This window comes from Pseudomonas sp. IT-P253 (assembly GCF_949768125.1).
Classification (GTDB): Bacteria; Pseudomonadota; Gammaproteobacteria; order Pseudomonadales; family Pseudomonadaceae; genus Aquipseudomonas.
This window is the reverse complement of the sequence record NZ_CATKPT010000002.1, coordinates 39,056-63,196: the sequence shown is the minus strand read 5'-3', so window position 1 is coordinate 63,196 and position 24,141 is coordinate 39,056. Positions and strand designations below refer to the sequence as shown.

Sequence of the window (24,141 nt, the reverse complement as noted above, 5' to 3'; positions counted from 1 at the left end):
GAAACAACATGAAATAGGAAATTTCAGCGCTGCATTTAGGAAACGTCCTAATGCCAGCGCCTGTGCCTCCCCGGTAGGTTCGCTACTCCTACAGTCACATGCAGAAAAACACCTATGGCTCGCGACAAGAACATCCCCCAAGTCTGGGAATATGCCAGTGGAGGTGGTGGTAGTGGAAACGGATCACGCTACCTGCGAGACATGACCCCGACCGAACTCGCCGAACGTGATGCCAGGCAAAAGGCCTACGACGACATGCTCGCCAAGCAACAAGCCTATGAAGATCGCGTCCTCATACAAGTCGAAAAACACAAGCAACTCGATAGCAAAGGTTGCGTGTTCGCCAAAAGCTGCAACCTCCCTGACGGCGTCATCAACCATAACAACCCCGCCGGTTTTGTCCCGGTCGAACCACTGGCCGACTACGGATTGTGGGCCGTACTGGGCACCGGCGCGGCGATTACCACCGAAGGCATACCGCTCAAATGGGTGGCCGGGTCGGCGACGGGCGGCACCCTTGCCCAACGGCTCGGCGGTTCGCTTGCGCTCAATCTGACCGGCTCAGTGGTGGCGGCTGGTGCAGCGGTGGGGATAGTGGCGTTATTGATGCCGAACACCAGCCTTTCTCCCGATAGCGCCTTCTACAAAAATGATCAGTACGCGCTGCTGGATGCGGGTCGAACCCGTGTGCGCATCAACGTAAAGACATTACCTGATGGTTCCGTCAGCGCTTACGGCTTCTACACCGGCGGGAAAAAAGACTGGGAGTTCGTCCCGGTCATCAAGGCAAAACAGCAAGGCGAGAAGTTCGTCGCCGACATCGGCAACGGCATTGGCTTGACCTGGACGCCAGCCGCAAATCCGGATGACGCACCGAGAGTTCCCGCACTGGAAGGCGCCCCGCCATTGCCCACGATATGGGTGTACCCGCCTACAGAGCAATCCAACAAAATATTGGTGAACCCCGAGCATCCGCCCGATTACCAGGATGCAATCATCTGGTTTCCTGCCGATACGGGGCTTGAGCCGATCTACCTAGTACTCAGTGCTCGGTATGACTCCGGTGTCGTCACAGGTGTGGGCGAAGATGTCCCTGGTATTTGGCTTGATGGGGCTCGCACCGGGCTAGGCTCGCACATTCCCACGAGGATTGCGGATGAACTCCGAGGACAAAAATTCAGTAGCTTTGACACATTCAGGAAAGCGTTCTGGATAGCCGTAGCTAATGATTCAGAGTTAAGCCGGCAATTCAGTTCACGCAACCTGTCCGGCATGGTGAACGGCTTGGCCCCTGCCGCCCCCAAAATTGAGCATGCCGGAAAACGAGTTGCCTTCGAGCTGCACCACGTAGAATTAATCAAGGATGGTGGCGCCGTATACGATGTTGACAACCTGCGAGCTGTCACACCAAGGCATCATCTAGACCTACACAGAAAGGCTGAGTAATGGAAATCAAGAGCAATCTTTCCGAGTACACCAAACAGGAATTCAAAGCACTGATTGATGCTATCGACGATGCAGGGACAGAAGAAGAACGAGGGGAGTTGGTGGAACACTTCAACAAGATCGTGCCGCACCCAGCGGGGAGCGACTTGTTGTTCTATCCCAAGGATGGAGCAGATGATTCGCCGGAGGGAGTAGTGCAGACAATCCATGACTACTGCATTTCCAAAGGTTTACCGGGTTTTAGGGGCTGATTTAGGGGGCTAACGTTGTGCCAGGAGCCCAGTCCTGTGCGAAATGATCGGACTCAAAAGCCCTCTATCAGAGTACAAAGCAAGCGAGTTTTCCGAACGGATCAAAGAAGCCCCCGCGCTTTGCACAGGGGCTGTCCTGCGCTTACTGAGCTTGAATCAACTTGCTTTCATTAACGCCAGCGCGACCTGTCTTGTCGTCGACGACTTGCAGACTGTTACCCAACAAAACCTTGAAACTATCGCGTCTGCTTGCGCATCAGCCATTCAATCAATGTAACCGCCCCGCTGACTTTCCTGCGCTGTTCGAGGCAGTTCGGAAATGTCCTACGCCCTTTAGCGAAGCGTCCGCTTTGGCATAGGCAACTGCACCCTTTCTGGTGAATTTGTGGAGGCTTTCGCTCGCTCCCACAGGGGATGGCTGGTGGAGCAGAAATCGTGTTCACACCGCAAAACCCTGTGGGAGCGAGCCTGCTCGCGAATGACTGCGAAGCAGTCACGCTTTCAGCGGCTCGACCTTACGCGTCAACAGCTCCACAAACGCCTTGGCCATCGGCGACTCCACCACGCTGAGAGAGTCGGGTTCGCGTAACGCGCCATGCCTGGCGCACAACGACAAAGGGCGCCTTTCGGGAGTCCTGGTGCCGTGACGCATCAGGGTGGATCGAGGTTATCCAATACACGGTTTACTGCCAGTTCTCCCAGCATGATTGACTGCTGAATCCCCAGTAGCGTGTTGCTTTGCGATCCTTCCAGATACCTCGCGAAATCGCTGGCCATGACGTTTGCTGATGCCAGGGATTCACAGGCGTATTCCAGCAGGGTCTGGTTGTCGATATCGGGATTTATGAGGAAGATTTTGCTTGGTTGGCGTGGAGCGTCCGGATCGGTGTCCGGTGAATACGGTTTAGAGTTACGCATCATTCAGGTCCTCGAGATTAGAGCTACCACCACATCTCTACTAATAAGATGAGGTGGCAGCTGTGCGCAGGTTAGTAGACCGGGGACCCGAGAGACCGGCGCGCCCGAGAGCGCCCTACGCACAGCCACCATAGAGTGCAGGGATGGGAATACCTGACTGTTTGATGCGCTATGCGCCTCGAGTCACCACGGGCTACTAAACCCGATCACTGGAAATCAGTGACGCGAATCAAGTTACCGATGGCCCCAAAAGCGCACAAGCCGGCGGATTCTGGATTAGTTGTAGGCAATGCCGCAAGGCGCTGTGGCCTGTTCGAGACAGTTCGGAAATGTCCTACGCCCTTCAGCGAAGCGTCCGCTTTGGCATAGGCAACTGAACCCTTTCTGGTGATTTTGTGGACGCTTTCGCGAGCAGGTTCGCGAATGACTGCGCAGCAGTCACGCTTTCAGCGGCTCGACCTTACGCGTCAACAGCTCCACAAACGCCTTGGCCATCGGCGATTTCTGATCCTTGCGCTGCACCAGCCACACCGCCGAAACCGCCTCAGGATCGAGCAGGGGCCGATAGACCACGCCATCAATGCGCATCCGCTGATAAGACGCCGGTAGCACCGACACCCCCAATCCCGCTGCCACCAAGCCGATGATGGTCATCGCCTCGCCGGCCTCCTGAGCAAAGTGTGGGCTGAAGCCGGCATCCCGGGCCAGGCTGAGTAATTGTGCGTAAAGACCACTGCCATAGCTGCGTGGGAAAAATACGAATGGTTCGAGGGCCAATGCCGACAGAAACAATCCCTCTTCACTGTCCTTGACCAGCGGATGTTTGGAGCTGAGGACGGCCACCAGCGGCTCACGCATCAGTTCGACCACGCTCAGCGAGTCGGGCAATCCCAGCGGCCGCATGATCCCGACTTCAATCGACTCATCCACCAGTGCATCGGCCACCTGGGTGCTGCTCATTTCTCGCAGGTTCAGGTGCACCGCCGGGAAGCGCTGGCGAAACGAGAAAATCGCCTGGGGAATGGTCGAGTTGAACGGCGCCGACGAGGTGAAGCCAATCTTCAGCTCGCCCAATTCGCCGAGCTGCGCCCGCCGTGCCACATCCGCCGCTTTATCGACCTGCGCCAACACCAGCCGCGCCTCTTCCAGAAACAATCGACCGGCTTCACTGAGCTCGACCCGACGATTGGTACGTTCGAATAGCCGTGCGCCGACCTCCTGCTCCAGCGCCTGAATCTGCTGACTCAAGGGCGGTTGCGAGATGCCCAGCACTTGAGCCGCGCGGCCAAAATGCAGTTCTTCGGCGACAGCGATGAAGTAGCGCAAGTGACGCAATTCCATGAAAACTCCATTAGGTCGCAAAACCTCTCAAACAGGTCGAACAATATATTGGATTGAATCATTAGGCAGCTATATGCTTTTTTCATTGCCTGTCCGGCTGCGCCTCCCGAGGTCTGAAGTGAAAACAGCTGTCGCCCCACTCGCCCATGAAGTTCCACCCGCCGCCGTGGATGATCACGTCTGTGAGTTGAAGGAGATCTACATCGAAAAAGGCACGCCGATGTTCATGCGCACGGTGCTGGCGCTGTTCTCCGGCGGCTTCGCGACCTTCGCGCTGCTTTACTGTGTGCAGCCGATGATGCCGCTGCTGTCCTACGAGTACTCGATCAACGCGGCGCAGAGCAGTCTGATCCTGTCAGTGGCCACCGGCATGCTGGCCATTGGTCTGCTGATCACCGGCCCGATCTCCGACCGTGTCGGACGCAAGCCGGTGATGGTTGCGGCCTTGTTCGCCGCCGCCCTGTGCACCATGGCCAGCGCGATGATGCCGAGCTGGCAAGGCGTGTTGGCGATGCGCGCGCTGATCGGGTTGTCGTTGAGCGGCCTGGCCGCGGTCGCCATGACGTACCTGAGCGAAGAGATCCACCCGCAGCACATCGGTCTGGCGATGGGTTTGTACATCGGCGGCAACGCGATTGGCGGGATGAGCGGGCGCCTGATCACTGGCGTGTTGATCGACTTCGTCAGCTGGCACACGGCGATGCTGGTCATCGGCGGTCTGGCGCTGATTGCGGCGACAGTGTTCTGGAAGATTCTTCCCGAATCACGCAACTTCCGCGCCCGCTCGCTGCACCCGCGCAGCCTGCTCGACGGCTTCACCATGCACTTTCGCGACGCGGGCTTGCCGCTGCTGTTTCTCGAAGCCTTCGTGCTGATGGGCGCGTTTGTCACGCTGTTCAACTACATCGGCTATCGCCTGCTGGCCGAGCCGTACCACATGGACCAGGCCTTCGTCGGCCTGCTGTCGGTGGTGTACCTGTCGGGCATCTACAGCTCGGCAAAAATCGGCGCGCTGGCCGACAAACTCGGACGCCGCAAAGTGCTCTGGGGCACCATCGTGCTGATGATCGCCGGCCTCGCGCTGACCATGTTCACACCGCTGCCGGTGGTGATTATCGGCATGCTGATCTTCACCTTTGGCTTCTTCGCTGCGCATTCGGTGGCCAGCAGCTGGATCGGCCGCCGCGCGATCAAGGCCAAGGGTCAGGCGTCGTCGCTGTACTTGTTCAGCTACTACGCCGGGTCGAGTATCGCAGGGACGGCGGGCGGGGTGTTCTGGCACTTGGGTGGGTGGAACGGAATTGGGTTGTTTATCGGTGCGTTGCTGGTGATTGCGCTGCTGGTGGCGTTGAAGCTGGCGAAGTTGCCGCCGCTTGGCGGTGTAAAGGCCTGACGATTTCCCCTGTAGGAGCGAGCTTGCTCGCGATGGTCTCAAGAGCGCCGCGTTTCGCCAGCAAACACGCGTTATCGTTAACGACCATCGCGAGCAAGCTCGCTCCCACAGAAAAGCAGAGTGTCAGTTAGTCCGTCACATCACTCGTGATACTGCGCCGACAACTCATGCACTGCGCGCAGGAAAGCGCCTGCGTGCTCCGGATCAACTTCCGGCGTGATGCCATGGCCGAGGTTGAATACGTGGCCGCTGCCTTTGCCGTAGCTGGCGAGGATCCGCCCGACTTCGGCGCGAATGGCTTCCGGCTTGGCGTAGAGCACGGTCGGGTCCATGTTGCCTTGCAGTGCGACTTTGCTACCGACGCGATCACGGGCGCTACCGATGTCGCAGGTCCAGTCCAGGCCCAGTGCATCAGCGCCAGCATCGGCGATGCTTTCCAGCCAGAGGCCGCCGTTCTTGGTGAACAGGATCACCGGCACTTTGCGACCTTCGTGTTCGCGGATCAGGCCGCTGACGATTTTGCGCATGTAGGCCAAGGAGAACTCCTGGTACGCCGCCGCCGAGAGGCTGCCGCCCCAACTGTCGAAGATCTGCACCGCTTGTGCGCCGGCCATGATCTGGCCATTGAGGTAGCTGGTGACCGACTGCGCGAGCTTGTCCAGCAGCAGGTGCAAGGCTTGCGGGTTGTCGTAGAGCATGGTTTTGGTCTTGCGGTAGTCTTTCGACGAGCCGCCTTCGACCATGTAAGTGGCCAGGGTCCATGGGCTGCCGGCAAAGCCGATCAGCGGCACGCGGCCGTTCAGTTCGCGGCGGATGGTGCTGACCGCGTCCATGACGTAGCCGAGGTCTTTGTGCGGATCAGGAATCGGCAGGGCTTCGATGTCGGCCAGCGTGCTGACGACTTTTTTGAAGCGTGGACCTTCACCGGTTTCGAAGTACAGGCCCTGGCCCATGGCATCGGGGATGGTGAGGATGTCGGAGAACAGGATCGCCGCGTCCAGCTGCGGGTAGCGGTCGAGCGGTTGCATCGTGACTTCGCACGCGAACGCCGGGTTCATGCACAGGCTCATGAAGTCACCGGCCTTGGCACGGCTGGCGCGGTATTCAGGCAGGTAGCGACCGGCCTGACGCATCATCCACACAGGGGTGACGTCTACGGGTTGCTTGAGCAGGGCGCGAAGGAAACGGTCGTTCTTCAGGGCAGTCATGTCGGCATCCGGAAAAAAAGTGCGGGCATTTTCTCAGAGCGCGACGCAAAAGGCACGGCAAGAGCCGCGCCTTTTGTCTATCGGGTCAATTTGTCGCGGGTTTCATCGGCTGGATTTGCGTTGATGCGACGGGCTTCTTCGCGGGCAAGCCTCGCTCCTACAGGGTTTACGCGATCCCTGTAGGAGCGTGGCTTGCCCGCGAATGGAGCGACGCCGATCCAGCAAATTTACACGCCCAGGTAATCCAGGATCCCTTCGGCGGCGTTGCGGCCTTCGAAGATTGCCGTAACCACCAGATCAGAACCGCGAACCATGTCGCCACCGGCGAAGATTTTCGGGTTGCTGGTCTGGTGCTTGTACTTGCCTTGTTCCGGGGCCACAACGCGGCCCTGGCTGTCGGTCTGGATGCTGAACTGTTCGAACCACGGCGCCGGGCTTGGGCGGAAACCGAAAGCGATGACCACGGCATCGGCCGGGATGATCTCTTCGGAACCCGGAATCGGCTCAGGACTGCGACGGCCACGGGCATCCGGTTCGCCGAGACGGGTCTCGACCACTTTCACGCCTTCGACGCGGTCTTCACCGACGATGGCGATCGGCTGGCGATTGTAGAGGAATTTCACGCCTTCTTCCTTGGCGTTCTTCACCTCTTTGCGCGAGCCCGGCATGTTCTCTTCGTCACGACGATAAGCACAGGTCACCGATTTGGCGCCCTGGCGAATCGAAGTACGGTTGCAGTCCATCGCCGTGTCGCCACCGCCCAGCACCACCACCTTCTTGCCTTTCATGTCGACGAAATCTTCCGGCGACTTTTCAAAGCCCAGGTTGCGGTTGACGTTGGCGATCAGGAAGTCGAGCGCGTCATGCACGCCTGGCAGGTCCTCGCCGGCAAAGCCGCCCTTCATGTAGGTGTAGGTGCCCATGCCCATGAACACGGCATCGTATTCTTCGAGCAGTTGCTCGACGGTCACGTCCTTGCCCACTTCGGTGTTCAGGCGGAACTCGATGCCCATGCCGGTGAAGACTTCGCGACGATTGCTCAGCACGGTCTTTTCCAGCTTGAACTCAGGGATGCCGAAGGTCAGCAGACCGCCGATTTCCGGGTTCTTGTCGAACACCACCGGGGTCACGCCGCCGCGTACCAGCACGTCGGCACAGCCCAGGCCGGCAGGGCCCGCACCGATCACCGCGACACGCTTGCCGGTCGGTTTGACCTTGGACATGTCCGGGCGCCAGCCCATGGCGAACGCGGTGTCGGTGATGTACTTCTCGACCGAACCGATGGTCACCGCGCCGAAACCGTCGTTGAGGGTGCAGGCACCCTCGCACAGACGATCCTGCGGGCACACCCGGCCGCAGACTTCCGGCAGGGTATTGGTCTGGTGCGACAGCTCGGCAGCCTGGAGGATGTTGCCCTCGGCCACCAGCTTCAGCCAGTTCGGAATGAAGTTGTGCACCGGGCACTTCCATTCGCAATACGGGTTACCGCAACCCAGGCAGCGGTGGGCCTGATCGGCCGAATGCTGGGGTTTGAAGGGTTCGTAGATCTCCACGAACTCTTTCTTGCGTTGACGCAACAGTTTCTTCTTCGGATCCTTGCGCCCGACATCGATGAACTGGAAGTCGTTATTCAGACGTTCAGCCATTGTTAAAACCTCATCAAACTCTTCAGGCGCATATCACTGCGGGTTGGCACGGGTGCTGGAAAGCAACGATTTCAGGTTGGCAGCCTTAGGCTTGACCAGCCAGAAACGACGTAGGTAGTCGTCGAGGTTTTCAGCGAGGTTACGACCCCATTCGCTGTCGGTTTCCTCGACGTATTCATTCAGCACGCGTTGCAGGTGGCTGCGATAGGCTTCCATCGCTTCGCCGCTGATCCGCTGGATCTCCACCAGTTCGTGGTTGACCCGGTCAACGAAGGTGTTGTCCTGGTCGAGCACATAGGCGAAACCACCGGTCATGCCTGAGCCGAAGTTGTAACCGGTCTTGCCCAACACGCAGACAAAACCACCCGTCATGTATTCGCAGCAGTGATCGCCAGTGCCTTCCACCACGGTGTGAGCACCGGAGTTACGCACCGCAAAACGCTCGCCCGCGGTACCGGCGGCGAACAGCTTGCCGCCCGTGGCGCCGTAAAGGCAGGTGTTACCGATGATGGCACTGTCCTGGGTCTTGTAGGCGCTGCCCTTCGGCGGAACGATGACCAGTTTGCCACCGGTCATGCCTTTGCCGACGTAGTCGTTAGCGTCGCCTTCCAGGTACATGTTCAGGCCGCCGGCGTTCCACACACCGAAGCTCTGACCGGCCGTCCCTTTGAAGCGGAAGGTGATCGGCGCGTTCGCCATGCCTTGGTTACCGTGCTTGCGAGCGATTTCACCGGAGATCCGCGCACCGATGGAACGGTCGCAGTTGCAGATATCCAGGGCGAAATCGGCGCCGCTCATGTCGTTGATGGCCGACGTGGCCATGTCGACCATTTTCTCGGCCAACAGGCCTTTGTCGAACGGCGGGTTGCGGTCTACCTGGCAGAATTGAGGCTTGTCTGCCGGGATATGATCGCTGCCCAGCAATGGCGTCAGGTCGAGGTGATTCTGCTTGGCGGTCTGGCCCTCCAGGATCTCCAGCAGATCGGTACGACCGATCAGCTCTTCGAGAGAGCGCACGCCCAGCCTGGCCAGCCACTCACGGGTTTCTTCGGCGACGTAGGTGAAGAAATTCACCACCATGTCGACGGTCCCGATGTAGTGATCCTTACGCAGCTTCTCGTTCTGAGTCGCAACGCCGGTGGCGCAGTTGTTCAGGTGGCAGATACGCAGGTATTTGCAGCCCAGCGCGATCATTGGCGCGGTGCCGAAGCCGAAGCTTTCAGCGCCGAGGATCGCCGCCTTGATCACGTCGAGGCCGGTTTTCAGGCCGCCGTCGGTCTGCACCCGGACTTTACCGCGCAGGTCGTTGCCGCGCAGGGTCTGGTGGGTTTCGGCCAGGCCGAGTTCCCACGGGGCGCCCGCGTATTTGATCGACGTCAGCGGCGATGCGCCGGTGCCGCCGTCGTAACCGGAAATGGTGATCAAGTCCGCATAGGCCTTGGCCACACCGGCAGCGATGGTGCCGACGCCTGCTTCTGCGACCAGTTTCACCGAGACCAGCGCCTTCGGATTGACTTGTTTCAGGTCGAAAATCAGCTGCGACAAGTCTTCAATCGAGTAGATGTCGTGGTGCGGCGGCGGCGAAATCAGGGTCACGCCCGGTACCGCGTAACGCAGCTTGGCGATCAGACCGTTGACCTTGCCGCCAGGCAGCTGGCCACCTTCGCCGGGCTTGGCGCCCTGAGCGACTTTGATCTGCAGCACTTCAGCGTTGACCAGGTATTCGGGGGTGACACCGAAACGACCCGTCGCGACTTGCTTGATTTTCGAGCTCTTGATGGTGCCGTAGCGCGCCGGGTCTTCGCCGCCTTCGCCGGAGTTGGAACGCGCGCCGAGGCGGTTCATGGCTTCGGCCAGGGCTTCGTGGGCTTCCGGCGACAGCGCACCGAGGGAGATGCCGGCGGAGTCGAAGCGCTTGAGCACCGATTCCAGCGGTTCGATCTCGCTGATGTCCAGCGGCGTGTCCAGGGTCTTGACCTTGAACAAGTCGCGGATCATCGACACCGGACGGTTGTCCACCAGCGACGTGTATTCCTTGAACTTGCTGTAGTCGCCCTGCTGCACAGCGGCTTGCAAGGTGCTGACCACGTCCGGGTTGTACGCGTGGTATTCGCCACCGTGGACGAACTTCAGCAGACCGCCTTGCTGGATCGGCTTGCGCGGACTCCAGGCTTCGGCCGCCAGGGCTTTCTGCTCGGCTTCGATGTCGACGAAACGCGCACCCTTGATGCGGCTTGGCACGCCACGGAAGCTCAGCTCGCAGACTTCTTCGGACAGGCCGATGGCTTCGAACAACTGCGCACCGCGGTACGACGTAATGGTCGAGATGCCCATCTTCGACAGGATCTTCAGCAGACCTTTGGTGATGCCTTTGCGGTAGTTCTTGAACACCTCATAGAGGTCGCCCAGCACTTCACCGGTACGGATCAGGTCGCCCAGCACTTCGTAGGCCAGGAACGGATAGACCGCCGAGGCGCCGAAACCGATCAACACCGCGAAGTGGTGCGGATCACGGGCCGTCGCGGTTTCAACGAGAATGTTGGAGTCGCAACGCAGGCCTTTTTCGGTCAGGCGGTGGTGCACCGCACCGGTGGCGAGCGAAGCGTGGATCGGCAATTTGCCCGGAGCAATGTGACGGTCACTCAGCACGACCTGGGTACGACCGCTGCGCACGGCTTCTTCAGCCTGATCGGCCACGTTGCGGATCGCCGCTTCGAGGCCGACGCTTTCGTCGTAGTTCAGATCGATGATCGCGCGTTCGAAGCCCGGACGATCGAGGTTCATCAGCGAGCGCCACTTGGCCGGAGAAATGACCGGCGAGCTGAGGATCACGCGCGAGGCGTGTTCCGGCGACTCCTGGAAGATGTTGCGCTCGGCACCGAGGCAGATCTCCAGCGACATGACGATGGCTTCACGCAGCGGGTCGATCGGCGGGTTGGTGACCTGCGCGAACTGCTGGCGGAAATAGTCGTACGGCGTGCGCACGCGTTGGGACAGCACGGCCATCGGCGTATCGTCGCCCATCGAGCCAACCGCTTCGTAGCCTTGCTCGCCGAGCGGACGCAGCACCTGATCACGTTCTTCGAAAGTGACCTGGTACATCTTCATGTATTGCTTGAGCTGATCGACGTCGTAGAACGCCGAACCGTGGTCGTTGTCTTCCATGGTCGCCTGGATGCGCAGGGCATTCTTGCGCAGCCATTGCTTGTACGGATGACGAGACTTCAAGCGGTTGTCGATGGCGTCGGTGTCGAGGATCTGGCCGGTTTCGGTGTCCACGGCAAAGATCTGGCCCGGGCCAACGCGGCCCTTGGCGATCACGTCTTCAGGCTGGTAGTTCCAGACACCGATTTCCGAGGCCAGGGTGATGAAACCGTTCTTGGTAGTGACCCAACGCGCCGGACGCAGACCGTTACGGTCGAGCAGGCACACCGCGTAACGACCGTCGGTCATGACCACGCCGGCCGGGCCGTCCCACGGTTCCATGTGCATCGAGTTGTATTCATAGAACGCCCGCAGGTCCGGGTCCATGGTTTCGACGTTCTGCCACGCTGGCGGAATGATCATCCGCACGCCACGGAACAGGTCGATGCCACCGGTAACCATCAGCTCGAGCATGTTATCCATGCTGGAGGAGTCGGAACCGACACGGTTGACCAGCGGGCCAAGTTCTTCCAGGTCCATCAGATCGTTGGTGAACTTGGTGCGACGGGCCACGGCCCAGTTGCGGTTGCCGGTGATGGTGTTGATCTCGCCGTTGTGCGCCAGGAAGCGGAACGGTTGAGCCAGTGGCCATTTCGGCAGGGTGTTGGTGGAGAAGCGCTGGTGGAACACGCAAATCGAGGTTTGCAGGCGCTGGTCGCTGAGGTCTGGATAGAAGGCGGTCAAATCCGCCGGCATCATCAGGCCTTTATAAATGATGGTCTTGTGGGAAAAGCTGCAGACGTAGTGATCGGCGTCGGCGGCGTTGGCCACGGACGAGCGACGACGGGAGGTGAACAGCTTGACGGCCATGTCCTGATCGCTCAGGCCGGCACCACCGATGAACACCTGTTCGATCTGTGGCAGGCGCTCAAGGGCCAGGCGGCCGAGGACGCTGGTGTCGATGGGCACTTTGCGCCAGCCGATCAGCTGCAGGCCAGCGGCCAGGATCTCGCGGTTCATGTTCTCGCGAGCGGCCTCGGCTTTGACCGGGTCCTGGTTGAAGAAGACCATGCCCACCGCATATTGCTTGGGCATTTCGACGCCGAAGGTTTCCTGGGCAATCGCTCGCAGGAACACATCCGGCTTCTGAATCAGCAGACCGCAACCGTCACCGGTCTTGCCGTCGGCGTTGATCCCACCGCGGTGGGTCATGCAGGTCAGGGCCTCGATGGCCGTTTGCAAAAGGGTATGACTGGGCTCGCCCTGCATGTGGGCTATCAGGCCGAAACCGCAGTTATCCTTGAATTCATCTGGTTGGTACAGACCTGCTTTCATAGACACTTTCTCACCAGGCTGCCTCTTACCGAGGCAAATTTCTTTTCAATTCAACCACTTACCATCCGCGCCAGACGTGCGCCGGCTTTGCGGGGGCAAAAGGGAGGTCATTGTACACACCGACACAGAGGCTCACAAATTTGACGACGATCTGTCGCAAATCTATGTCGCATTTGTGAAAGGTTTAAAGGGATATGCTGTGCTAGTCAAAACTTTTTTTAATTTTGACCGCAACGACTCAAAGACTACTGTGACGCAGACACCACAAGGCACGCGGTCTGTAGAGACGGCATGCGCTTGCAGAAGTTTTGAGGTGCCGGGAGAGGCGGCCTGGGTAAGGCCGCCGAATCTTCAGCGAGTTGTAGCCAGTTCCTGTTGGACGCTGGCGACAGTGCGAGGCCAAGGTTTACCAGCCTGAACCTTCGCTGGCAAGGCCTTGATGGCGGTAACGGCTGCATCGCGATTGGCGAAGCTACCGTAGGTGATGACGTAGAGCGGCTTGCCGTTAAGCACTTTCTTGAAATAACGGTACTCGCCGCCCTGCTCTTTCACAAAGTTTTGCGCAGTAGTTTCGGAGCTGGTGCCGAGGATCTGCACCACGTAATTGCCTGGCGATTGCGCTGCGTACCAAGTGCCACCGGCGGCTTTGGCCACGGCCACTGGCTTCTCGACAGGTTTGGCAGCAACAGCGGCGGCAGGCTTGGCTGGCGCTGGAGCGGGCTTCACGGCAGGCGCAGCCGGAACTGGCTTGGCCGTCGCGACCTGAGTCGGCGCTGGCGTCGGTTTGGCGGCTGGAGTCGGTGCCGGACCCGGCTGGATGCCGGCAGGCGGCGCAGTCGTGGTTACGGTCGGCGGTTTGGCGCTGGCCCCCTCGACCGGCACACCGTCATCACCTTCAGTGATGCCACCGGCAGCTTCGGCCAAAGGCTTGCGCATGACCGGCTGCGAGTTGCCGACCAGCGGCAACGGCATCGGCTGCGTGTTACCGGCGAACTCAACGGATGGCGCACCACCGCTGTTAGGTTTTGGTGTGCCCTGGCCGAGCGGTAACTGCGCCTGCTCATTCGCAGGTGCGCCGGTGGTCGGTGCTTTGCTGCGACCTGGCATCAACCAGGCGGCAGCTACCGCGACCACGACGACGGCGGAAATCGCCAATACGTGTTTCTTCGGCATCTTGAACCCCATACTTGGACGCTTCACCGCTGAGCGGCTGGCTATCATGGCTTCGATCATCGCATCGCGGGCAACCTGGTTGATGGTGCCAGGCCAACCGTCGGAGCTTTCGTGAATATCAGAGATCTGATCTGCGGTGAAAAGTTCGATACCCCGACCGGCGCCTTCGAGTCGCTGGTCCAGATATTCGCGGGTTTCTTCTTCGGTGTAGGGCTGTAACTCGATGACGTGGAAACGCTCTTCCTCGAGGCTGAGCGCCTCGAGCTGAGTGATCAGCGAGGACTCGCCGAACAGGAACACGTGCGGGCGACCTTCCGGCGCGCCGGCCGCCAGAGCCATCAAGGCTTCAAGCGCGGACTCGTCAAGCTGCTCGGCGTCATCCACCAGCAAATAAACTTCCTGACCGGTCAGCGCGAGTTGCACCACCTGAGCCAGAATCGCGCCGATGTCGGCTTGGGCGACGTTCAGCGCCTGGGCTATCTGACGCAGCAGGCCCGACGCATCGCCGGCACCCCGCGCGGAAACCACGACGCTCTGAACCGATTGCTTGTTGGTACTGGCCACCAGGGCCTGGCGCAGCAGGGTTTTACCGCTGCCCTCAGGGCCAGTGACCACCAGCAGCAACTGGCTGTAGCGTGCCAGATGATGCAGTTGCCCCAGCACCGGTTTGCGCTGGGCCGGGAAGAATTTGAAGCCAGGCACCCGTGGAGCAAAAGGGTCGTGACTCAATTGGTAATGGCCGAGGAAAGCCTCGTCGGCATGCAAACTAGTCATCGGGATCTTATTAACCTTTAAGCTGAGCCAGGGCGCGGTAATCCGCTCCCAGCGTGGCCTGTAGAACCTCTTTCGGATAATCGTCGGTCACCACTGCTTCGCCCATGCGGCGCAGCAGCACCAGGCGCAAACGACCGTCGATCACTTTCTTGTCAATCGCCATGTGTTCGAGAAAATCGGCTTCAGTCATCTCTTCAGGCGGGATGACCGGCAGGCCGGCGCGCTGGAACAGGCGAATACCGCGATCGCGTTCTTGCTCGCTGATCCAGCCCAGGCGTGCGGACATTTCCAAAGCCATTACAGTGCCAGCAGCGACCGCTTCTCCATGAAGCCAGACACCATAGCCCATATGGGTTTCGATGGCGTGGCCGAAGGTATGACCCAGGTTAAGCGTGGCGCGAACACCGGTTTCACGCTCGTCTGCACCGACCACCGCAGCCTTGGCGGCGCAAGAGCGTTCAATGGCGTACGTCAGGGCAACCTGATCCAGAGCACGCAGGCGATCGACGTTCTCTTCGAGCCAGGTCAGGAACGGCTCATCGCAGATCAACCCGTATTTGATGACTTCAGCGAGCCCGGCGGACAGTTCGCGGGCCGGCAGGGTATTGAGGGAGGCGGTATCGATCAGCACCACGTTCGGCTGATAGAACGCGCCGACCATGTTCTTGCCCAGCGGGTGGTTGATACCGGTCTTGCCACCCACCGAGGAGTCGACTTGCGACAGCAGTGTGGTCGGGATCTGAATGAAATCGACACCGCGCTGATAGCAGGCCGCAGCAAAACCGGCCATGTCACCAATGACGCCGCCACCGAGGGCGATCACCGTCGTGCGGCGGTCGTGCCTGGCGGTCAGCAGGCCGTCGAAAATCAGTTGCAGCGTTTCCCAGGTCTTGAAGGCTTCGCCGTCGGGCAGGATGACGGAGACCACCGAAAACTGCGCGAGGCTGCGAGTCAGACGTTCGAGATAGAGCGGCGCAACGGTTTCGTTGGAGATGATCGCCACTTGCCGTCCGCGTATATGCGGGGCCAGCAGCTCAGGCTGATCCAACAATCCTTCGCCAATATGAATCGGGTAGCTGCGCTCGCCTAAATCGACCTTGAGTGTCTGCATGTGTCCCCACTGTGAAGATGGAATCAGGCGTCCTGCCTTGAGTTATCGAATGTCCCCGGCGTCTGCTGTTGTGACGCCGCTCGGTAGCCATCCGCCACAACCTTGAGCGGCCATGACGGCACGCCGAGGATAGCGCATTTCGCGCTGCGCATTAACGGGGAGGCAGCTGCTGCAACCGTTCCAGGATATCGAGCACCACCATTCGCGGTGGCCGCTCATCGGTTTCCACCACCAGGTCGGCGATTTCCCGATACAGCGGATCGCGGATCGCCAGCAGATCCCGCAGGGTCTTGGCCGGGTCGGCGGTACGCAACAAGGGGCGGTTGCGGTCACGGGCGGTGCGACCGACCTGCTGCTCGACAGAGGCGTGCAGGTAAACCACCCGACCACCGGCGTGCAGCGCCCGACGATTGGCTTCGCGCATGACCGCCCCGCCGCCGGTCGCCAATACCACGCCATCGCATTCGCACAGCTCGGCAATCATTGCCTGCTCGCGATCACGAAAGCCCGGTTCGCCTTCCTTATCGAAGATCCATGGGATATTGGCGCCCGTGCGCAATTCAATTTCCTTATCGGAATCTTTGAATGGCAGGCGCAGCTCTTTGGCCAGCAATCGGCCGATGGTGCTTTTACCAGCCCCCATCGGTCCTACAAGAATCAAATTTCGCACAGAATCAACGACTCACAGCAATCGCCTGGTTATTCATGATACGCGGAGTGAGAAACACCAACAGCTCGGATTTTTTCTCCGAAACCACGTCACGCCGGAAAAGGCGGCCAAGATACGGCACATCGCCAAGAAATGGCACCTTATCTACAACCTTGCTCTGAGTATTTGAAAAAACTCCGCCAATCACGATGGTCTCGCCGTCATTGACCAGGACCTTGGCGTTGACCTCGTTTTTCTTGATCGGCGGCACATCCTGCACCTTGTTCAGGTAGTCCGGCTCGTCCTTGGTGACCTTGACCTCCATGATAATCCGGTTGTCCGGGGTGATCTGCGGCGTCACTTCCAGAGACAGCGAGGCCTCCTTGAACGACACCGAGGTAGCGCCGCTGGAACTGGCTTCCTGGTAGGGAATTTCGGTGCCCTTGAGGATTTTCGCGGTCTCCTTGTCGGACGTGACCACTTTAGGTTGCGAGACGATTTCACCGTTGCCGGTTTTCTCCATCGCCGTCAGCTCCAGGTCGAGCAACACGTTGTCGGTGATGAAGGCGATGCCGAGCCCCGACGTATTGCCGACAGTCCCCATATCGACGAATGGCGAGTTGGTGCTGGTGCTGCCCGGCGTGCCGATGGTCGACGATGCATTGACACCGTTGCTGACGCCCGAGGTGTTCCAGTTACCCTTGTTCTGGACAGATCCGCCCCAGCGCACGCCGAGGCTTTTGTCATAGTCGACGTTGGCTTCGACGATGCGCGCCTCGATCATGACCTGACGCACCGGGATATCCAGTTGCGCAACGATGCGGCGAAGCTCGTCAAGCCGGTCCTGTGTTTGATAGGCAATGATGTTGTTGGTCCGGTCATCAACGGTGATCGAGCCCCGCTCATCGATTTTTGCCTCGGCACTGGTCACCGAAGTGAACAGTTTGGCGATATCGGTAGCCTTGGCGTAATTCACCTGCAACAGCTCGCGACGCAGCGGCGCAAGTTCGGCGATCTGTTTTTGCGACTCCAGCTCCTGGCGCTCGCGAGCCGCGATTTCATCGGCCGGCGCCACCAACAACACGTTACCGATTTTGCGCTTGTCCAATCCCTTGGTTTTCAGCACCAGGTCCAGCGCCTGATCCCAGGGTACGTTTTGCAAGCGCAGGGTAATGCCTCCCTGAACCGTGTCGCTGGCCACCAGATTGAGATTGGTGAAATCGGCGATCAGTTGAAGCACCGAACGCACATCGATGTCCTGGAAATTCAGCGAAAGCTTTTCACCGCTATAGGCGACACGTTCGGCATTGCGCTTGTGCAGGTCGTCGACGGTCATCGGACGGATGCTGACGGTCAGTTTGTTATCAGTCTGGTAGGTCGAATAATCGAAGGCACCGCTGGGCTCAATGCTGATCGTGGCCCGGTCACCCGTGGCACTGGCGTTTATGAACTGCACTGGCGTCGCGAAATCCTTGACGTCCAGGCGCACACGCAGCGGCTCGGGCAATTGAGTCTTGGCGAAACCGAGGATTATTTTACCGTCGTGCTCCTGAATGTCCGGGGCGATGGAGGGGTCCGACAGATCAATGACCACATTGCCTTCACCCTGAGTGCCGCGCTGGAAATCCACGCCACGGATCGCCTTGCCCACCGGCGCATACGTTTTCGCTGGCGCGGGTTTGGGACTGGCTGCACGCGGCTCACTGGCGGCGGGTTTGGACCCCGCGTTATTGGCCCCCTGCCCGACCACCACGATCAGGTTGTTACCTTCGACCCGCGTGTTATAGGGGGCCAATTGGGTCAGGTTGATGATCAGCCGCGTACGGTCCTTGGCTTCGACAACGGTCGCACTGCGCGCGTTGCCACCGCCAAGGTCACGATTTTTGCTCGCCAACTGACTGACAACGCCGGGCAGATCCAGCGCAATCCGTGCCGGTTGCTCTGTCGTGTACCCATGAGGCGCAGGTGGTGGCGCATCAAACGATAACTTCAACTCGACGCGATCACCCGGCAGCGCCGCTACATCCAGTGCTTTGAGGGTGGCCGCTTGTACCATCGGCGACAGCATCGCTATCCATAGCGAAATACCGAAGGCTGAGAAAATCCTGTTCATTATTCGAGTCCCACTATGAGTGCTCTTTCAAAGGTAGGGTCCGTGGCCGCTCCAGCCAGGCGCCTTCGCCATCGGGAACGATTTCGACCACATCGACTTGCGAGCCGCTGATGGCGACGATCCGTCCATCATTGCGCCCCAGGTAATCGCCAACTTTCAGCCGATGCACGCCGCCCGCCCCGCGCAACAGCGCAAAGGAGCCCGTCGCATTGGAGATCGTGCCGACCATTTCAAACTGCTCGATGTTGAAACCTTCGAGGTACTGCTTGACCCGACCGGTGTCGGGCTTGACGTTGCGCGAGCCTTGTTTCCGGCCGGCAAGGTCGACCCTGACCTGCCGGGAAAACGGGCTTCGCAGATTGGCGGCGTTGTAGCTGAACGTTGGGTAAGACCGAAATGTCGGCGTTGGTTCAATCTTGCCGGGCGCACGCAAACGCATTTCGTTCATGTAGGCGTCCAGGTCACTGAAGTCATTGCCGCCGCCACAACCTGCCAGGCAGGCGCACAACACCATCAGGGGAAAACAACGACCCAGGCTCATTTTTGCAGCCCCTTGTCGTTGTAACGGTAGGTCTTGGCCAGAATGCTCATGCGCAACTTCGGACCACCGTCGGGACTGGCCGGCGCAATGTCGAAGTCATGCAGGGTAACGATCCGCGGCAGCCCCGCCACGCCGCTGACGAACGTCGCCAAGTCGTGATAGGCACCGGTGACGGTGATCTGGATCGGCAGTTCGATGTAGAACGGCCGGGTGACCTCCGGCAGCAGTTTGATCTCTTCGAACTCCAGGCCACTGCCCAGCCCCGTACGCGTGATGTCCTCCAGCAGCCCGGGCACTTCGGTGTCACTGGGCAGTTGCCGCAGCAGCACGCCGAAGGAGTTTTCCATCGCCTTCATCTGCTGGGTATACAGCTCCAGATTCGCCGCCATGTGCGCTTTGTTGGCAAATTGCTCCTTGAGGGTCGACTCTTCCTCGCGCTTTTGGTCGAGCTGGCGCTCAAGGTCACTGGTGGAAAAGCTGTAGCCCAGCGCCAATACCAGAATCATTAGCAGAACGCCCGCTAACGCTTTGATCAACGGTGGCCAGGAGCCGATGTTGTTGGTATCCAGATCGTTGATATCGATCTTGCGCAGCGCTTCAAACCAAGTGGAGAGACTCATTGGCCGACCTCCACAGCGGCAGGCTGAGTCTGACGAACAGTCAACTGAAATACGTTGGCCTGATCCAGCTGGCCTGCCGTGGTCGCTTTGACTTCCGTGAGGCTGGGCGCGTCGAACCAGTCGGATGCATCCAGATTACGCATCAAGTCTGAAACACGATTATTGGATTCAGCGGCCCCTGCGATGGACAAGGCCTTGCCGACCATTTTCACCTCGGTGAAATACACCCCGTCGGGCAATGTGCGCGCCAATTGATCAAAAATCCGCCCGCTGATCGAGCGATTGCCTTGCAGGTCCTGGATGATGCGCATGCGCTCGACCAGTTGCTGGCGACGGGCTTTCAGGTCGCTGATCTGCTTGATCCGCTCGTCGACCACGGCAATCTGCTGGCCCATGTAATTGTTGCGGGCCGCTTGTCGGTCAATCGCACTGTTTATGGCCTGGTTAGCCATCAACACCGAGCCTGCTGACCCCACCAACACACCGACCAGCGTCAGTAGAAAACGCTTTCGGTGTTTTTCTCGCCGCTCTTCGCGCCAGGGTAAAAGGTTGATCCGCGCCATCAGTCGAAACTCCTGAGAGCCAGTCCGCAGGCAATCATCAGTGCCGGCGCGTCACTGGCCAGGGCGCCAGCGTTGACTTTGCTACTCAGGGTCATGTCGGTGAAGGGATTGGCCACCTGCGTCGGCGTGTCCAGTCGCTGTTCGATCAACCGGTCCAGCCCCGGGATCGAAGCGGTACCGCCCGCCAACAGGATGTGATCGACCGAATGGTACTGACCGGAGGCGAAGAAAAACTGCAAGGAACGCGACACCTGTTGCACCAGCGCATCGCGAAACGGCTGCAACACATCGCTTTCGTAATCGTCCGGCAAACCGCCCTGCTTCTTCGCAAGCCCAGCCTGCTCAAGGGTCAGGCCATAGCGACGCTGTATGTCCTCCGTCAGTTGGCGACCACCGAACAATTGTTCACGGGTGTAGATGATCTTCCCGTTGTACAACACGCTCAGGGTGGTCATGGTCGCGCCGATATCGACCACCGCCACCGTCAATCGCTCCTGAGAAGACGCCAGCCGGGTCGCCAGCAACCCGAACGAACGCTCCAGCGCGTAGGCCTCGACGTCGACCACGCGAGCCGTCAGGCCGGCCAGGGCCAGGGCGGCCTCACGGACCTCGACGTTTTCTTTGCGACAGGCCGCCAGCAGCACATTGACGCGCTCGGGATTGCGCGCCGAGGCCCCCTGGACTTCGAAGTCGATGGCGACTTCGTCCAAGGGATAAGGGATGTATTGATCGGCCTCGATCTTCAGCTGGTTTTCCATCTCTTCGTCGGAAAGTCCGGCATCCATCTCGATGGTCTTGGTGATTACCGCCGAACCGGCAACGGCCACGGCGACGTTCTTGAGATGGGTTTTGGCCTTTATCAGCACGCGCGCGAGTGCCTGCCCCACACCTTCGAGCTCGGCAATGTTTTTCTCGATGACAGCGCTGGCGGGCAGAGGCTCAACCGCGTAGGCCTCGACCCTGTAACGGTCGCCCTGGCGACTTAACTCCAGAAGCTTCACCGACGTGGAGCTGATGTCGATCCCCAGAAGCGTATTGAGCTTTTTATTGAAGAGTCCTAGCACTACCAATTCCCTATGACTATCCGTAAGTTACGGACTCTCTAATGTCCATTGCGTTCCATTCATCCGTCTTGACAGCAGCGCAAATGACGCTTGCGACAGAAAAATGCTTATAATGCCCAGCGTTTTTTTCCGGTTTTGCGGGTCATTCTCCTTTTAGCCTGGACCCTGATGCCTCATTCATTCTTTGCCCTGGATATCCAAAAGCCTTGATTCGTCTGCTGAAATTTTTCGGTTGGTCCATCGTCGCCGTTTTCTGCGGACTGCTCTTAGGTCTCAGCGGCGCCTATCTTTACCTTAGCCCTGGATTACCGTCGGTAGAGGCGCTGAGAAGCATCCAGTTGCAGATTCCCCTGCGGGTTTACAGCAGCGACAACAAGTTGATCGCAGAGTTTGGCGAAATGCGCCGTACACCGATCCGTTTCGCCGACATTCCCCCCAATTTCATTAATGCGTTACTAAGTGCTGAAGACGACAATTTCGCCAACCACTACGGCGTCGATCCCAGCAGCCTGATGCGTGCTGCGACCCAGCTGGTAAAAAGCGGGCACATCCAGTCCGGCGGCAGCACCATCACCATGCAGGTGGCGAAGAACTTCTTCCTGAGCAGCGAACGCAGCTTCTCGCGCAAGACCACTGAAATCCTCCTGGCCCTGCAGATCGAACGACAACTGACCAAGGACGAGATCCTGGAGCTGTACGTCAACAAGATCTACCTGGGCAACCGCGCCTACGGCATCGAGGCCGCCGCTCAGGTTTATTACGGCAAGTCGATTCGTGATGTCAGCCTGGCGCAAATGGCGATGATTGCCGGCCTGCCCAAAGCTCCGTCGCGCTTCAACCCGCTGGCCAACCCGGCGCGCAGCAAAGAGCGTCGCGACTGGATCCTGGGGCGCATGTACAAGCTGGGCAAGATCAGCGAAACCGAATACACCGCCGCGATCAACGAGCCGCTGAACGCCAGCTATCACGTGCCGACACCTGAAGTGAACGCGCCGTACATCGCTGAAATGGCCCGCGCCGAAATGGTCGGTCGTTATGGCAGTGACGCGTACACCGAGGGCTTTCGCGTGACCACCACCGTGCCGAGCAATCTGCAGGAGTTGGCCAACACGGCAGTCCACGAAGGCTTGATGACCTACGATCAGCGGCATGGTTACCGCGGCCCCGAGTCGCGTCTGCCAGGCAAGACTCGCGAAGCCTGGAGCACCGAGCTGACCAAGCAACGCACCATCAGCAGCCTTGAACCGGCCATCGTCACCCAGGTCGAGAAGAACGGCCTGCAAGTCATGACCCGCACCGGCGACGAACACGTCAGCTGGGACAGCATGAAATGGGCGCGCCCGTTTCTGAACACCAACAGCATGGGTGCCAATCCGAAGCAGCCATCGGACGTTGCACAGGTCGGTGATTTGATTCGTGTGCAGCGCCAGCCGGACAACTCGCTGAAGTTCAGCCAGATTCCACAGGCCCAGGGCGCGCTGGTTTCCCTTGACCCGCAGAACGGTGCCATTCGATCACTCGTCGGTGGTTTTGCCTTCGAGCAAAGCAACTACAACCGCGCCCTGCAGGCCAAGCGTCAGCCGGGCTCGAGCTTCAAGCCATTCGTCTACAGCGCCGCGCTGGATAATGGCTACACCGCCGCGACCCTGGTGAACGATGCACCGATCGTGTTCGTCGACGAGTACCTGGATAAAGTCTGGCGCCCGAAGAACGACACCAACACCTTCCTCGGCCCGATCCGCCTCCGTGAAGGGCTCTACAAGTCGCGCAACCTGGTGTCGATCCGACTGGTGCAGGCGCTGGGCGTTGATCGCACCATCGACTACATCAGCAAGTTCGGCTTCAACAAGCAGGACCTGCCGCGCAACCTGTCCCTGGCCCTGGGCACTGCAACCCTGACGCCCATGGAAATTGCCACCGGCTGGAGCACCTTCGCCAACGGCGGCTATAAGATCAGCCCGTACATCATCGACAAGATCGAAAGCCGCAATGGTGACACGCTGTTCGTCGCCAACCCGGCGAGCGTACCCAAAGGTGAGGTAGCCAGCAGCGGTATCGCTGCTCCGGTCGCCAATACCTTCACAGTCAATGCAACACCTGGCGAAGCGCCGACCGCCCAGCCAACTCCGCAAACGCCGGCCGTGGCCGAACGCATCATCGATGGCCGCACCACGTATATCCTCAACAGCATGCTTGAGGACGTCATCAAACTCGGCACCGGCCGCCGCGCCCTGGCCCTGGGTCGCCCTGACATTGCCGGTAAAACCGGTACCACCAACGAATCCAAGGACGCCTGGTTCTCCGGCTACAATGCCGATTACGTGACCACTGTCTGGACCGGTTTCGACCAGCCAGAGAGCCTGGGCAAACGCGAGTTTGGTGGCACCGTCGCCCTGCCGATCTGGATGAACTACATGGGCGCAGCCCTCAAAGGCTTGCCACCCCATACGCAGCCTGAGCCGGAAGGCATCCTCAGCCTGCGAGTCGACCCGGTCAGCGGCCGCGCCGCCTTTCCAGGCACGCCAGGCGCCTACTTCGAGCTGTTCAAGGCCGAAGATTCGCCACCGTCGGGGACTGAACTGGGTAACGGCACTGCGCCCGGCAGCCCGTTGCCAGCAGATGAGGCGGCGCCGATCGACCTGTTCTGATCGCATGACGCAACGCAAAAGCCCCGCCTTCGAAAGAAGCGCGGGGCTTTTTTTGCTGTGGCATTGGCCTATAGAGGTGGCGACTGCCAGACCGTCTTCGCGAGCAGGCTCGCTCCCACATTGGAATGCGCCACCCTGTGTGAGCGAGCCTGCTCGCGAAGAGGCCCACCCCGACACCACAAAACCACAGACAAAAAAAGCCC

General features: G+C 59.5%; 17 protein-coding genes. 4 read left to right on the top strand and 13 right to left on the bottom strand.

What is annotated here, in order from left to right:
• Positions 1-114: 114 nt before the first annotated feature.
• A complete protein-coding gene (locus ACM6IR_RS00990) occupies positions 115-1,446 on the top strand; it encodes an S-type pyocin domain-containing protein (RefSeq protein WP_414905963.1) in 1,332 nt (443 codons plus the stop codon).
• A complete protein-coding gene (locus ACM6IR_RS00985; RefSeq protein ID WP_414905962.1) occupies positions 1,446-1,697 on the top strand; it encodes a bacteriocin immunity protein in 252 nt (83 codons plus the stop codon). The genes ACM6IR_RS00990 and ACM6IR_RS00985 overlap by 1 nt, the downstream gene beginning before the upstream one ends.
• 651 nt (positions 1,698-2,348) lie before the next feature.
• On the opposite strand, the gene ACM6IR_RS00980 is transcribed toward ACM6IR_RS00985, so the two are convergent.
• Together ACM6IR_RS00980 and ACM6IR_RS00975 are read right to left on the bottom strand one after the other, a co-directional pair.
• Positions 2,349-2,615: a DUF6124 family protein gene (locus tag ACM6IR_RS00980; protein WP_414905961.1), complete on the bottom strand. Its 267-nt coding sequence runs from the start codon at positions 2,613-2,615 to the stop codon at positions 2,349-2,351.
• 438 nt (positions 2,616-3,053) lie between these two features.
• On the bottom strand, positions 3,054-3,956 hold the full coding sequence (locus ACM6IR_RS00975; RefSeq protein ID WP_123366931.1) for a LysR family transcriptional regulator: 903 nt from the start codon (positions 3,954-3,956) through the stop codon (positions 3,054-3,056).
• A gap of 166 nt (positions 3,957-4,122) precedes the next feature.
• Here ACM6IR_RS00975 and ACM6IR_RS00970 point away from each other — a divergent pair, with 166 nt between their 5' ends.
• Positions 4,123-5,349: an MFS transporter gene (locus tag ACM6IR_RS00970; RefSeq protein WP_414906026.1), complete on the top strand. Its 1,227-nt coding sequence runs from the start codon at positions 4,123-4,125 to the stop codon at positions 5,347-5,349.
• 140 nt (positions 5,350-5,489) lie between these two features.
• On the opposite strand, the gene hemE is transcribed toward ACM6IR_RS00970, so the two are convergent.
• The 11 genes from hemE to ACM6IR_RS00915 form a co-directional block, all read right to left on the bottom strand.
• Entirely contained in the window at positions 5,490-6,557 is a 1,068-nt protein-coding gene (gene hemE / locus ACM6IR_RS00965; RefSeq protein WP_414905960.1) for a uroporphyrinogen decarboxylase, read from the bottom strand.
• 227 nt (positions 6,558-6,784) lie between these two features.
• Positions 6,785-8,203 carry an FAD-dependent oxidoreductase gene (locus ACM6IR_RS00960; protein ID WP_414905959.1) on the bottom strand — a complete coding sequence of 473 codons (1,419 nt, stop codon included), beginning with the start codon at positions 8,201-8,203 and terminating at the stop codon, positions 6,785-6,787.
• Positions 8,204-8,236: 33 nt separating this feature from the next.
• Entirely contained in the window at positions 8,237-12,682 is a 4,446-nt protein-coding gene (gene gltB / locus ACM6IR_RS00955; protein ID WP_414905958.1) for a glutamate synthase large subunit, read from the bottom strand.
• Between the two features lie 351 nt (positions 12,683-13,033).
• Positions 13,034-14,629 carry an AAA family ATPase gene (locus ACM6IR_RS00950; protein ID WP_414905957.1) on the bottom strand — a complete coding sequence of 532 codons (1,596 nt, stop codon included), beginning with the start codon at positions 14,627-14,629 and terminating at the stop codon, positions 13,034-13,036.
• Positions 14,630-14,639: 10 nt separating this feature from the next.
• Positions 14,640-15,740: a 3-dehydroquinate synthase gene (aroB, locus tag ACM6IR_RS00945; protein WP_414905956.1), complete on the bottom strand. Its 1,101-nt coding sequence runs from the start codon at positions 15,738-15,740 to the stop codon at positions 14,640-14,642.
• A 151-nt stretch (positions 15,741-15,891) separates the two neighbouring features.
• Positions 15,892-16,410 carry a shikimate kinase AroK gene (gene aroK / locus ACM6IR_RS00940; RefSeq protein ID WP_414905955.1) on the bottom strand — a complete coding sequence of 173 codons (519 nt, stop codon included), beginning with the start codon at positions 16,408-16,410 and terminating at the stop codon, positions 15,892-15,894.
• Between the two features lie 4 nt (positions 16,411-16,414).
• Entirely contained in the window at positions 16,415-18,502 is a 2,088-nt protein-coding gene (pilQ, locus tag ACM6IR_RS00935) for a type IV pilus secretin PilQ (RefSeq protein WP_414905954.1), read from the bottom strand.
• A gap of 13 nt (positions 18,503-18,515) precedes the next feature.
• Positions 18,516-19,043, bottom strand: coding sequence for a pilus assembly protein PilP (locus ACM6IR_RS00930; protein ID WP_414905953.1), 528 nt, complete (start codon positions 19,041-19,043; stop codon positions 18,516-18,518).
• The gene (gene pilO, locus ACM6IR_RS00925; protein WP_414905952.1) at positions 19,040-19,663 is read right to left on the bottom strand and encodes a type 4a pilus biogenesis protein PilO; all 624 of its coding nucleotides are present in this window, start codon (positions 19,661-19,663) and stop codon (positions 19,040-19,042) included. The genes ACM6IR_RS00930 and pilO overlap by 4 nt, the downstream gene beginning before the upstream one ends.
• Positions 19,660-20,226, bottom strand: coding sequence for a PilN domain-containing protein (locus ACM6IR_RS00920; RefSeq protein WP_414905951.1), 567 nt, complete (start codon positions 20,224-20,226; stop codon positions 19,660-19,662). Before ACM6IR_RS00920 ends, pilO begins: the two co-directional genes overlap by 4 nt.
• Positions 20,226-21,290 carry a pilus assembly protein PilM gene (locus ACM6IR_RS00915; protein ID WP_414905950.1) on the bottom strand — a complete coding sequence of 355 codons (1,065 nt, stop codon included), beginning with the start codon at positions 21,288-21,290 and terminating at the stop codon, positions 20,226-20,228. Before ACM6IR_RS00915 ends, ACM6IR_RS00920 begins: the two co-directional genes overlap by 1 nt.
• A gap of 209 nt (positions 21,291-21,499) precedes the next feature.
• Between ACM6IR_RS00915 and ACM6IR_RS00910 the strand changes: the two genes are divergently transcribed.
• Positions 21,500-23,938, top strand: a complete 2,439-nt coding sequence (locus ACM6IR_RS00910; protein WP_414906025.1) for a penicillin-binding protein 1A — start codon at positions 21,500-21,502, stop codon at positions 23,936-23,938.
• Positions 23,939-24,141 lie beyond the last annotated feature (203 nt).